Raw genomic sequence first — 11,968 nt, forward strand, 5'->3', positions numbered from 1 at the left:
CGCCGCAGACTGCGCCGACGTGCTGCTGGCCGTGGCCCCGGCCCGCATCCCCACCTTGGTGGATGCCTTCCGCGCCGCCGCCGGGCCGGACCAACTTGTGGTGGAATGCCCGGACTTCGCCTCCGCCCGCGCCTGGCTGGCCGCCAACATCGGCCCCGGCGACGCCGTGCTGCTGGAAAACGATCTGCCCGACCTGTACGAGAAGAAGGTGCGGGTGTAGGGGCACGCATGCCGGAAAAAGCCGACGCTCACGCCCCCCAGAACGTGCAAGACGACCAGCGCCAGCACGGTTGCCCCTTCTGCGACGAAGGCATGGCCGCGCGGGCTCCGCACGTGCACGGCACCTGCCTTGCCGTGGCGGACAGGCACCCCGTCGCGCCGGGGCACATGCTGATCATCCCCCGGCGGCACGTGGTCGACTGGTTTGGTCTCACGGAGCAGGAGCGGCGCGACGCGGACGCCCTGCTCCACCTGTTGCGGGCACACATTACGGCGGTGGACCCCGCCGTCACCGGCTTCAACATCGGCGTCAACTGCGGCGCGGACGCCGGGCAGACCATCTTGCACACACACATCCATCTCATCCCGCGCCGCCAGGGCGACTGCCCGGACCCGCGCGGCGGCGTGCGCGGCGTCATTCCCGGTCGCATGGGCTATCCGGCCGACTGACCCGCCGCCGCCCGCATGCGGCGCCCCGCCAGTCCGTGTGCCCCTGCTGACACTCGTTTTTCCTATTTCCCCCTCCTCCACCGCCGTCCCCTTCAAGGCATCGTGTATTTCCCGTCATCCCGACCTCTTGACGGAACAGTTCCGGTACGCTCTACTGCCACGGACGCGGTGACGGAGACGACACGACAGCGACACGGGCCCGCTTCCGCAAACGTGCTCCGCCATACGCCCCCCCAATGTGCAACTGCAACAGCATGTGGCCCCGTACGCACAGCAGGCACACTTCCCATGACGTATCTGCCCACGATCCACGTCGATGTACTCATGTGTCTCGCGTTGCTTCCCGCCATTGCCGTGGCGGCTGTAAAGCTGGACAAGAGCATTCCCGCCCATCGGCACCTTGTTGCCGTCATGGTGTGCGTATTCGTGTTGCTGGTACTTGAAGCATGCAGCGTGGCACTGGATTCCAATTTCAACGCCACGGTCCACGACGACGCACGACTTGTCCCCCTTGGCAAGCTGGTCAACAGCATCGGCTTTCTGCTGGTGCCCGTACCCGCCTTCCTGACATGGACCTTCCTGCATCACTGGACCGGGGTGCGCCTTACCGCATCGGCCACCCTGGCCTGGGCACTGCCCCTCGCGTGCAACGCGGTGCTGGCAATGCTCAGTTACAACGCGGGACTGCTGTTCTCCATCGCGCCCGACAACACCTATTCGCGCGGGCCGTGGTTCGTCGTATCCCCTGTCGTTTTCTACGGTTACCAAGCCCTGGCGGCGGGTTTCCTGATACGCCGACGCAACCGCCTGAGGACGGAAGAAACAGCCCTGTTCGCCACGGCCCTGGCCCTGCCCGCCCTTACGGCGGCCTTTCAGCTCCAGTATTTCATATTTCTTACCATGTGGAGCAGTTGGGCCATCTCATGCATCATCCTGATGGTGACCGTCTTCATCAATTCGTCGGAACGGGACGAACTGACCAAGCTGGCCAACAGGACCGCCTACCGCAACGCCATCGCAAAGGCCCGGCGCATGCGCGAACTGAAGATGTGCGTGGCCCTGCTGGACATGGACGGCCTGAAAGCCATCAACGACAGGCACGGGCATGCAGCCGGGGACATGGCCCTGCTGACGCTTGCTGAAGGGCTGCGCGAGACCTTTGGCGAAGGGTTCAGCGTGATGCGCTTTGGCGGTGACGAGTTCGCCGTGGTCCAGTTCGATAACGACCCCGCCGCGCTCTACGAACGGCTCTGCACCCTTGAAAACTCCCTGGCAGAGCAGGATGCGACCTCGGGCAGGCCGTACCGCGTGGCCTTCAGCTACGGGCTGGCCTGCTCGCGCGACGGCGAATGCGTTGACGCCCTGCTGAAGCGGTGCGACACGCTGATGTATGACCGCAAGCGGCAGAAGCACCTCAAGGCGGGCGCCACCGCCCCCTGAGTGCCGTCTGATCGCCGCCCGACCGGGGGGGGGCTGACAGGAGCCAGACTGCGCCGGGGCACTCCGGACGTTTCTCCGATTCCGCATGGCGGTCGACCCGCCGCCGGTTCCCACCCCTGGCCCCGCACCTGAACACATCTTGGGGAACAGCATGCGAACTTCTCCCCCCTTCTCCCGCAACACGGCCTTCGCGCCCTCTCCCGTCGGCCATGCCTCCCGGATGTCTTCCTTCCTGCTGCTGGCCGCACTGACGCTGTCAGGTGGTTGCGCGGCCCGGCACGCACACGCGCCGGACGCCCCCCAGGCCCCTTCGCAGGCCGCCAGCCAGGTTGTCGGCCAGGTTGTCGGCCAGGTTGTCGGCCAGGTTGTCGGCCAGGTTGCCGGCCAAGCCGTCAGCTCCGTCCAACTGGTCCAGTCGGAGCGCAGTTGGGACGGCGCCCTGCTGCCCGCCTATCCGCAGGGCCAGCCGCAGGTCACCATGCTGCGCATCACCATTCCGGCGGGTGCGCGACTGCCCCTGCACCAGCACCCGGTGATCAACGCCGGGGTGCTGACGCGCGGGCAACTCGTCGTGGTCACGGAAGACGGCAGGGAACTGCGCCTCGCGGCGGGCGACCCCATCGTGGAAGTGGTGAACACCCCGCACCAGGGTTTCAACCCCGGCAGCGAACCCGCCGAGATCATCGTCTTCTACGCCGGGCAGGCGGGCACTCCGCTGGCCGTCAAGCAGGGGCAGTAGGCGGGGCACCTCCCCCCCCCCCCGGCGGCGCATGTCGTGCCCCGCATGCGCCCGACCGTCCCACCGTCGGCTTCCCTTGACGCACCTTTTCCCCACGGTCCTGCGCCCCCCTGGGAAAAAATCAGGGCCTGCACACGGCGCAAATATGGACTACACTGGTGGTTCGGGCGCATACCCGACTCCGGATCTCCCCCCTGTCCCCACGCCCGGCGATCTCGTGCCTTTTCCAACGGGCAACGCGCGGCGCATGGCATGCCGCCGCGCCGCAGCAAATCGGACACAGCCATGAGCACCCGCACGCCTTCCTTTCCCCTTACTCCACCCCGTATTCCTTCAGCTTGCGCCACAGGGTGGTGCGCGGCACGCCCAGCACCTGCGCGGCGAGACGCTTGTTGTAGCCGGTCTTTTCCAGAATCCTGATCACATAGCGGCGTTCCACCTCGGCCAGGGTGGGCAGGCCGTCGCCTTCAAGCGTGTCGAACTCCAGGTTGCGGATGTCCTCCGGCAGATCCAGCAGACCAATGGTCTGGCCGTCGGTCAGGGCCACGGCCCGCTCGATGATGTTTTCCAACTCGCGCACGTTGCCGGGAAAGCTGTACCCCGTCAGCGCGCCCAGGGCCTGCTCGTCGATGCCGTGCACCGACTTGCGGAAGGCCAGCGCGTACTTGTCGATGAAGTGGCGCACCAGCAGGGGGATGTCCTCGCGCCGGTCGGCCAGGCGCGGCAGCGTGGTGCTGACCACGTTGAGCCGGAAGAACAGGTCCTCGCGGAAGGTGCCCTTTTCCACTTCCGCCTTCAGGTCGCGGTTGGTGGCGGCAATGACCCGGATGTCGAGCTCCACCGGCTTTGTCCCACCCACCCGCAGTATGCGCCGCTCCTGCAGCACGTGCAGCAGGCGCACCTGCATGGACAGGGGCATTTCTCCCACTTCGTCCAGAAACACCGTGCCCCCGCTGGCCGCTTCCAGCAGGCCCACCTTGCTGGCGCTGGCCCCGGTGAAGGCCCCCTTCTCGTAGCCGAACAGCTCGCTGCTGATGAGTTCCTCGGTGAATCCGCCGCAATTGAAGGTGACGAACGGCTGGTTCTTGCGCGGGGAAAGGTGGTGCAGGGCCAGGGCCACCAGCGCCTTGCCGGTGCCGCTTTCGCCCTGGATCAGCACGTTGCAGTCCACCGGGGCCACCTTGCGCACAAGAGCGAACAAGTCCTGAATGGCCGGGCTGTTGCCCACGATGGATGACAGGCCGGAACTGCCCAGCAGCGCCTCGCGCAGGCGGGCGTTTTCCATGCGCATGCCGATCTTTTCCTGCGCCCGCTTGGCGATGGCCCGAATCTCGGTGAAGTTCACCGGCTTGGTCACGTAGTGAAAGGCCCCTTCGCGCATGGCCTCTATGGCGGTCTGAATGCTGCCGTACCCGGTGACGATGACCACCTCGGTCTCGGGTCGCAGGGCCTTGATCTTGGGCAGCAGTTCCAGTCCGTCCATATCGGGCAGACGCATGTCCGAGAACACGACATCGAAGGGCCGGTCGATCATGGCTTCCAGAAACGAGCGGGCGCTCATGAACGCCTCCACCTCGTAGCCTTCCTTGAACAGGGCGTGGCTGAGGCGTTTGCAAACCACGGGTTCGTCGTCAACGATGGCGACGCGCAACAACAGCATCAGATATCCCCCTCTTCGGACGCGGCATCATCCGTCATGCCGGCATCCCTCCTGTCCCCGGCGGGCCGGGCCACGGGCAGCAACACCGTGAACGTGGCGCCCCGGCCCTCGCCGCCGTGCACCTCTATGCGGCCTTCGTGCCGGTGCACCAGCGCGTAGGTGACGGCAAGGCCGAGGCCGGTGCCCTTGCCCACTTCCTTGGTCGAAAAGAACGGCTCGAAGATGTGCTCGCGAATGTCCTCCGGTATGCCGGGGCCGGAATCTCGCACTTCGAAGGCCACGTGCCCCGGCGGCACGCCCATGGCCACCACAGCCACGTTGCCCCCGCGCGGCGTGGCCTGAATGCCGTTGAGCAGCAGGTTCATGAACACCTGTTGCAGGCTGCGCAGGTCGCCGCGCACCATGGGCAGATCGGCGGGCACGTGCACCGAAAGGCCGATGCCCGACAGCATCACCTGATTCTTCAGCAGGCTGACCGTGGAGCCGATGATGTCCGCCGGGCGCAGCGCCGTGAAGGTGGGGTGCTCGGTGCGCGAAAAGTCCAGCAGGTTGCGCACGATGTCCGACGCCCGTTCGGCCTGCTGCATGATGTCGCCGATCATTTCCTGCCCGTCGGCGTCGATGCCTTCGCCATAGTCCTCGCGCAGGCCTTCGGCGCTCAGCAGCACGTTGTTGATGGGATTGTTCAGTTCATGGGCAATGCCCGCCGTGAAGGTGCCGAGCGCCGCCATCTTGCGGGCCTGCAACAGGTGCTCCTGATTCACGGCCAGTTCGTGCGCCATGCGGTTGAAGGCGTGGATGAAGCTGGCAATCTCGCTCAGCTGTTCCGCCCCGGTGGCGATGGGGCTGAAGTCGCCGCGCCCCACCCGGCCCGTGGTGGCCGCCACCATGTCCAGGGGCCGCAAAAGACCCGTGGAGATGAGCTTGATGACCAGCACCATCAGCAGCAGGAACACCGCCAGAAAGGCCAGGGGCAGCACCAGCGTGCGTTCCAGCGCCTTGTGCGCCCGTTCGCGCTTCTGCTTGCGCAGGGCGTCGGCCTCGTCGATGAGCGACTTGCCGAGGGTGCGCAACTCATCCTGATTGGCCGTGCCGCCCTGTACCAGTGTGCGCACCGAATGGCCGTACCGACCCAGCAGGTCGCGAAAGCGCACTAGCTCCACCTGCCCCGCCACCAGTGCCATGTCCTCGGCCAGTTCCGCGGTCAGGGCGTCGATGCGTTCCAGATAGGCCAGGCTTTCGGTCAGGCTGCCCGCATCGCGGTAGAACAGGTAGTTCTTTTCGTAGCGGCGCACCTCCAGGATGTTGTTCAGGAGGTCGTCGTAGCGTTCACCCAGCAGCAGCCGCTGGCTCACCGTGGACAGGCTCCAGTAGTTCAGCGCGGCCAGCGCGCCGATGGAAATGAACGTCACGGCGAACAGGATGAAGATCTTTCCCTTGATGGAGCGGAAGAACTGCCGGGGGCAGCCGAAGGCGCAGCCCTTCCCCGCCCGCTCGGATACGGCAGGGGGCGCATCCGGTGCGCCAGCCGTACCCGTGGTGCCCGTTACGGCAGGCGTGCCCGAGGAGGAAGACTGGTCGTTTCCGAAGGAATCTTGCTGACTGTTCATGCTGTATTCCTGGTCGGTTGCCATCGCCGGACACTGGTGAATACCCGCCCGCTGCGAGCGCCGACACCTGTCCGATTCCCATATTGAAACATTTTTCACGATGTTTACGCGCAGGCTGTTCAAAATGGAATAGTCCGGACACCCCTCCTTCGCTCCATTTCTTCACAATACATCGAAATAACTCATTAAAAAATGCGTTCCCGCATGGCATCGCGGTTGCTTAGTGCGCCGCACGAGGTCGTGCATGGAACGCATTCTTGTTGGCATCGACGAACGCCGCGCCCACTGGGAGGCGCTGGCCCATGGCTGTTCGCTGGCCCGCCGCATCCGGGCCCGGCTGTACGTGCTGTTCGTGAACGGCACGCGGGCCGGGGCTTCCGGCGGTGCAGTGCGCCAGCGTCTGGAACTGCTGGTGGGCGCGGCCAAGGCCGAAGGAGTACCCGTGGAATATTTCATCGCCGAAGGAGGATACGAGGACGCCATAGTTTCATTCGTGAACACCCACGGAATAACGCTGCTCATTCATGAAGCGGCTCCCACCGATCATGCTGCCACCGGCCATGCCGTATCCGCGTTGCAGGCGCTGTGCCACCGGATTTCGTGCCGGGTCGAGATCGTGAATCCCAAACGTGCATAACGTGCGCTGATGCACCACAACGAGGCTGACGTATGAACATACCGCTGCACATGTACCTGCCCATAGCAGGAAACAGCGTGAACATCGCCGCCATTCTGGGCCTTGGCGGGGCCGTCGGGCTGCTTTCGGGCATCTTCGGCGTGGGCGGGGGCTTTCTGATGACCCCCCTGCTGATCATGCTGGGCATTCCGCCCACGGTTGCCGCCGCATCCGACTCCAACCAGATCGTGGGGGCCTCCACCTCCGGCACGCTGGCCCATTTCCGCCTGGGCAACGTCGATTTCAAAATGGGACTGCTGCTGCTGGTGGGCGGCGTGGCAGGCGGCAGCGTGGGCGTGCGCATCATCAAGCTGCTGCGCGCCATGGGCAACGCCGACTTCCTGATCAACGTCACCTACGTGCTCATGCTGGGGCTGGTGGGCGGCTACATGTTCTTCGAAAGCCTGCAGGCGTTGCGCGCCCCGCGTGCCGGGGCCGCGTCCAAGCCCGCCCCGACCGGGGAATCCTTGTACGAACGCTGCATCCGCAGCATGCCGTGGCAGACGGACTTCCCCCGTTCCGGGGTGCGTCTTTCGCTGCTCATGCCGCTGGGGCTGGGCGCGCTGGTGGGCGTGCTGGCCGCCATCATGGGCGTGGGAGGCGGGTTCATCATGGTGCCGGTGATGGTCTACCTGCTGCGCATGCCCATGCACGTGGTGGTGGGCACCAGCCTGTTCCAGATCCTGTTCACCTGCGTCAACGTGACGGTCATGCAATCCGTCGAAAACCACACCGTGGACTTCATCCTGGCCCTCTTGCTGCTCATCGGCTCGTCCGTGGGCGCGCAGGTGGGCACGCGCATCGGCAAGAAGCTGCAGGGCGACCAGTTGAAGATCCTGCTGGCCACGCTGGTGCTCGCGGTCATGGGCAAGATGCTCTTCGACCTGCTGGCGCGCCCCGACGTGCTGCTGGCCTACGCGGGGGGGCACTAGCCATGCGTCGCACGCATCCGCTGCACATCATTACCGGCCTGCTCCTGTGCCTGTGCCTGCTGGCCGCCACGGCCCGTGCCGATGACGGCGGCGTGGCCCTGGCCGTGAAGCCCGGCGACATCGTCATCGGCACTTCGTACACCGGCACCACCCTGCACTTTTCGGGCGAGGCACCGCGCGGCAGCGCCATCGTGGCCCGGTTCACCGGGGCATCCGGCGACCTGGCCCTGCGGCAGAAGGGCAAGGCCTTCGGCCTGCTGTGGATGAACATGGGCACCGTGCACCTGCACGACGTGCCTTCGGTGTACCTGGTGACCTCGTCGCGCCCGCTGGCGGACATCGGCGGCACCGGCCTTGGCCTCGATGCCGTGCGCGCCGGGGTGAAGCAGGAAGACGGCGCGGCAGCCCAGGGTGCCGATGTGCTGGACGTACCCGCCGAACTGGTGCGCCTGAAGCAGCACGACGGCCTGTACCGTGAAGGCGTGGGCGGCATCACCGTCACCGACGACGGGGCCTTCTCCGCCGAACTGGACATCCCCTCGCGCATGTCGCCCGGCACCTACACGGTGGACGTGTTCGCCCTGCGCGACGGGCAGGTGGTGGGTTCCACCTCGGTGCCGGTGCGGGCCGAACTGGTGGGCACGCCCGCGTGGCTCGCGCACATGGCCTTCGACCGGGGGCTGCTGTACGGCGTGCTGGCCACGCTGGTGGCCATCCTGGCCGGGTTGGCCGTGGGGTTGGTATTCCAGAGCAAGGGTGCCCATTAACAGGGCACCCCGCCACTACCGGGGGGCGGTCCGCCGCCCCCCGAACCCGGAGCAGCCGTGGGAATCCTCTCGCACATGGCCGACCTTCTCGCCCGCTGGCGCGGTTCGCGGGGGCTGCCGTTCGCGCTGCTCTTCAAGAAGTTCAAGAGCATCCTCGAACGCAACAACCGCATCCTCGAACTGATGGCCGACATGGGCGACAAACTGGGCGGCGAATACGTGTTCGACCGCCAGTACATCGTCGATGCCTGCGAACAGCTGGACGACCACGTCTTCAAGCTCATCTCGGACATGAGCGTGCTGGGCCAGCGCAAGAACGTGGAGCTGTTCCTGGCCTTCGAGCGCATCCAGCACCAGTTGCAGGAGGAAATCGCCGGGCGCCACCACTTCGAGGGGGGGCGGCTGGTGCTGCCGTTCCGCGACATCGGCCCGGATGCCGAGGACGAGGTGGGCGGCAAGCTGGCCCAACTGGGCGACCTGTCCAACCGCCTGCACCTGCGCACGCCCGACGGCTTTGCCATCACCACCGCCGCCTTCTTCACCTTCATGACCCGCAACGGCCTGCTGGCCCTTGCCCAGCAAGGCATGCAGGACTGGGACGGCACCGACAAGGGCCTGCGCGAACTTTCCGAGCTCATGCAACGCGGCATCCACGATGCCCCCCTGCCGTGGGGGCTGGTGGCCCAGATCGACGCCATGGTGGACGTGCTGGGCATGCGCCGCAAGCAGCCCCTGCGCCTGGCCCTGCGCAGCAGCGCCTGGGGCGAGGACGGCGACGCCAGCTTTGCCGGGCAGTACGCCACGGAGCTGAACGTGCCGCCCGACCGGGTTGTGGAGGCGTACAAGAACGTCATCGCCAGCGTCTATTCCGTGGAGGCGTGGCGCTACCGGCTGGACAGGGGCTTTCGGGAAACCGAAGTGGCCATGGCCGTGGGCTGCCAACTGATGGCCCACAGCCGGGCAAGCGGCGTGCTGTACACCTGCGCCCTGCATGCGGGCGACAACTGCGAGGCCATGGTCGTCAGCGCCGCGTGGGGCGGCGGTGCCGCCGTGGTGGGCGGCGAGACGGCAACGGACACCTTTCTGCTGGAACGCACCCCGCCCTACCGGATCATTATCCGCGAAATCGCCCACAAGGCGCGGCGCATGGTACCCGCGCCCAAGGGCGACATGACCTGGGAAGACGTGCCCCCCGACATGCAGGACGCCCCCTGCCTGACCGACGCCCAGTTGGAACAGCTGGCGCGCGCGGGCATGTCGCTGGAACGATATCACAAACGTCCGCAGGACGTGGAATGGACCTTCGACGCCGAAGGCGAACTGCACGTGCTGCAATCGCGCCCGCTGTGCACCACGGCGGAAGCGGGCCTGTGCGTGCCGGTGCAGGACGCCACCAGCCGGGCAGAGGTCATCCTGTCCGGCAGGGGCATGGTGGCCCAGCGCGGGGTGGCCGTGGGCCGGGTGGTGCTGGTGGACCACGCCACGGACCTGGACGCCTTTCCTGACGGCGGCATCCTGGTGTCCAAGTACACCTCGCCGCGCTATGCGCGGGTCATGCGGCGGGCGCAGGGCATCATCACCGACGTGGGCTCGCCCACCGGACACATGGCCACCATTGCCCGCGAACAGCGCGTGCCCGCAGTTGTGAACACCGAAGTGGCCACGGAACTCTTGCGCGACGGAGAGGAAATCACCCTCGACGCCACCCAGAACGTGGTCTACCGGGGGCGCATCGCCGAGCTGGACCGTTTCGAACGGACCGAGACCGACGTGTTCGAGGAATCGTACGAGTACCGTCTGCTGCGCCGCCTGCTGAAGCGCATCTCGCCGCTGAACCTGGTGGACCCGCATGCCGACGACTTCAAGCCCAGGGCCTGCCGCACCTACCACGACATCACCCGGTACATTCACGAAAAGGCCGTGGAAACGCTGGTGGACCTCAGCCAGCGGCACGAGGCGCTGCACCATGCCCCGGCCCGCCGCCTGCTGGACGGCCCGCCGCTGGGTCTTACCGTCATCGACGCGGGCGGCGGCACCGAATGCCTGCCCGAAGAGGCCGGGCTGGTCACCGGGCAGGTCTGCTCCGTGCCGCTGCGCGCCTTTCTGGACGGGCTGACGGAATCGGGCATGTGGGACACGGCCCCGGTGCCGGTGGACCTTGGCAGCTTCATGTCCAGCTTCACGCGCACCTTCAGCGCCTCGCAGGCGGGCCCGCGCGAGGTGGGCCGCAACCTGGCCGTGGTGCTGCGCGAATACATGAACGTGAACATGCGGCTGGGCTATCATTTCAACATCATCGACGCCTACATAGGCAGCACCATCAACGACAACTACATCCACTTCCGCTTTCTTGGCGGGGTCACGGAACTGGTGCGGCGCTCGCGCCGGGCGCGCTTCGTGGCCGAGGTGCTGGAACGCTTCGACTTTCGCGTGGAGGTTCACGGCGACCTCGTGGTAGGCCGTATCAAGAAGCTGTCGGAGCCGCGCATGCTCCTGCGCATGCGCATGCTGGGCGGACTGGTGGGCTATGCCCGCCAGCTCGACGCCCGCATGCACAGCGACGAGCAGGTGGCGGACCACGTGCGAACCTTCATGGAGGCCATTTCCAACGTCGTCGCGACACACCACGACGACCCCACCAAACGAACAGGGGGCGGACATGCCGTCACGACTGCGCATTCTGGTACTTGACGACGAACCCATCGTCTGCAAGCGGCTCAAACCCGCCTTCCAGAAGGCGGGGTACGAGGTGGAAACCTGCACCGACAGCGCCACCGCGCTGCAACGCATTGCGGAAGCCCCGTTCGACGTGGTGGTCACGGACCTGAAGATGGAAGGGGCCGACGGCCTGCAGGTGGTGGAGCGCACCCATCAGATCCAGCCGCAGGCGCGCATCGTGGTCATCACCGGATTCGCCACGCTGGACACGGCCAAGGAATCGTTCCGCAAGGGCGCGTTCGACTTCGTGGCCAAGCCGTTCAAGCTGGGCGACATCCTGGACTGCGTACGGCGCATCGAGGCTGAACTGCGCGAGGGAGCGGAACGGGGCGATGCGGACGGCGGGGCCGGAAAGGACACGAGCAGCTAGGGGGTGCGCATGTGGTGGCCGTTTTCCGCGCGCGGGGGCGCGCAGCCCCCGGCGGATACCCGCTGGCGCATCCGGGCGCTGTTCCAGAACTTCCGACGCATCCTGGCCTGCAACACGCAGGCGCTGGAGCGCATGGCGGAAATGGATCAGGCCCTTGGCGGGGCCTACATCTTCGACCGGGCCTTTCTGGAGGCTTCGGTGCACGAACTGTCGCGGCTGGTGCACCATGTGGTCTACAACCTCAACGCGCTGACCGGGAACGGCTACGTTGCGCTGTACGACCGGTACGAGGAACTGCGCGGCGCGCTGGGCGGCGTGCTGGCGGGAGGCATGGACGGCGCGGGGCCGCGTTCGGACACGGGCGCGATCACGGCTGCGGGGGCGGCT

10 protein-coding genes and 2 pseudogenes are annotated in these 11,968 nt (G+C 66.4%); 10 read left to right on the forward strand and 2 right to left on the reverse strand.

From position 1 onward, the window contains the following. The 4 genes and pseudogenes from FVW27_RS19575 to FVW27_RS19590 form a co-directional block, all read left to right on the forward strand. Positions 1-220, forward strand: a pseudogene (locus tag FVW27_RS19575) (UDP-N-acetylmuramoyl-tripeptide--D-alanyl-D-alanine ligase); the annotation flags it as partial. A gap of 8 nt (positions 221-228) precedes the next feature. After that, positions 229-669, forward strand: coding sequence for an HIT family protein (locus tag FVW27_RS19580; protein WP_208294898.1), 441 nt, complete (start codon positions 229-231; stop codon positions 667-669). A gap of 324 nt (positions 670-993) precedes the next feature. After that, positions 994-2,109: a GGDEF domain-containing protein gene (locus FVW27_RS19585; protein ID WP_243838590.1), complete on the forward strand. Its 1,116-nt coding sequence runs from the start codon at positions 994-996 to the stop codon at positions 2,107-2,109. 151 nt (positions 2,110-2,260) lie between these two features. Next, positions 2,261-2,848 (forward strand): cupin domain-containing protein, encoded by a 588-nt coding sequence (locus FVW27_RS19590; protein WP_243838591.1) that lies wholly within the window; start codon positions 2,261-2,263, stop codon positions 2,846-2,848. A gap of 313 nt (positions 2,849-3,161) precedes the next feature. Here the strand turns inward: FVW27_RS19590 and FVW27_RS19595 are convergent, their stop codons facing one another. Further along, positions 3,162-4,508: a sigma-54-dependent transcriptional regulator gene (locus tag FVW27_RS19595; protein ID WP_208294896.1), complete on the reverse strand. Its 1,347-nt coding sequence runs from the start codon at positions 4,506-4,508 to the stop codon at positions 3,162-3,164. Next, positions 4,508-6,118, reverse strand: coding sequence for a sensor histidine kinase (locus FVW27_RS19600; protein WP_167128549.1), 1,611 nt, complete (start codon positions 6,116-6,118; stop codon positions 4,508-4,510). The genes FVW27_RS19595 and FVW27_RS19600 overlap by 1 nt, the downstream gene beginning before the upstream one ends. A 244-nt stretch (positions 6,119-6,362) precedes the next feature. Between FVW27_RS19600 and FVW27_RS19605 the strand changes: the two genes are divergently transcribed. The 6 genes and pseudogenes from FVW27_RS19605 to FVW27_RS19630 form a co-directional block, all read left to right on the forward strand. After that, on the forward strand, positions 6,363-6,755 hold the full coding sequence (locus FVW27_RS19605) for a universal stress protein (RefSeq protein WP_167128552.1): 393 nt from the start codon (positions 6,363-6,365) through the stop codon (positions 6,753-6,755). 32 nt (positions 6,756-6,787) lie between these two features. Continuing rightward, the gene (locus FVW27_RS19610; RefSeq protein WP_012611852.1) at positions 6,788-7,726 is read left to right on the forward strand and encodes a sulfite exporter TauE/SafE family protein; all 939 of its coding nucleotides are present in this window, start codon (positions 6,788-6,790) and stop codon (positions 7,724-7,726) included. 2 nt (positions 7,727-7,728) lie between these two features. Further along, positions 7,729-8,493 (forward strand): TIGR02186 family protein, encoded by a 765-nt coding sequence (locus FVW27_RS19615; RefSeq protein WP_167128555.1) that lies wholly within the window; start codon positions 7,729-7,731, stop codon positions 8,491-8,493. Positions 8,494-8,550: 57 nt separating this feature from the next. After that, positions 8,551-11,184 carry a PEP/pyruvate-binding domain-containing protein gene (locus FVW27_RS19620; RefSeq protein WP_167128558.1) on the forward strand — a complete coding sequence of 878 codons (2,634 nt, stop codon included), beginning with the start codon at positions 8,551-8,553 and terminating at the stop codon, positions 11,182-11,184. Continuing rightward, entirely contained in the window at positions 11,153-11,581 is a 429-nt protein-coding gene (locus FVW27_RS19625; RefSeq protein WP_167128561.1) for a response regulator, read from the forward strand. Before FVW27_RS19620 ends, FVW27_RS19625 begins: the two co-directional genes overlap by 32 nt. Before the next feature lie 9 nt (positions 11,582-11,590). Further along, a pseudogene (locus FVW27_RS19630) lies at positions 11,591-11,968 on the forward strand (hypothetical protein); the annotation flags it as partial.

Source organism: Nitratidesulfovibrio liaohensis, from assembly GCF_011682075.1.
Taxonomy (GTDB): Bacteria; Desulfobacterota; Desulfovibrionia; order Desulfovibrionales; family Desulfovibrionaceae; genus Cupidesulfovibrio; species Cupidesulfovibrio liaohensis.

What these genes read in the sequence shown, in the direction of transcription:
- FVW27_RS19605 (WP_167128552.1), top strand. Translation starts at nt 6,363, where the DNA reads ATGGAACGCATTCTTGTTGGCATCGACGAACGCCGCGCCCACTGGGAG.
- FVW27_RS19590 (WP_243838591.1), top strand. Translation starts at nt 2,261, where the DNA reads ATGCGAACTTCTCCCCCCTTCTCCCGCAACACGGCCTTCGCGCCCTCT.
- FVW27_RS19595 (WP_208294896.1), bottom strand. Translation starts at nt 4,508, where the DNA reads ATGCTGTTGTTGCGCGTCGCCATCGTTGACGACGAACCCGTGGTTTGC.
- FVW27_RS19600 (WP_167128549.1), bottom strand. Translation starts at nt 6,118, where the DNA reads ATGAACAGTCAGCAAGATTCCTTCGGAAACGACCAGTCTTCCTCCTCG.
- FVW27_RS19580 (WP_208294898.1), top strand. Translation starts at nt 229, where the DNA reads ATGCCGGAAAAAGCCGACGCTCACGCCCCCCAGAACGTGCAAGACGAC.
- FVW27_RS19585 (WP_243838590.1), top strand. Translation starts at nt 994, where the DNA reads ATGTGTCTCGCGTTGCTTCCCGCCATTGCCGTGGCGGCTGTAAAGCTG.
- FVW27_RS19625 (WP_167128561.1), top strand. Translation starts at nt 11,153, where the DNA reads ATGCCGTCACGACTGCGCATTCTGGTACTTGACGACGAACCCATCGTC.
- FVW27_RS19610 (WP_012611852.1), top strand. Translation starts at nt 6,788, where the DNA reads ATGAACATACCGCTGCACATGTACCTGCCCATAGCAGGAAACAGCGTG.
- FVW27_RS19615 (WP_167128555.1), top strand. Translation starts at nt 7,729, where the DNA reads ATGCGTCGCACGCATCCGCTGCACATCATTACCGGCCTGCTCCTGTGC.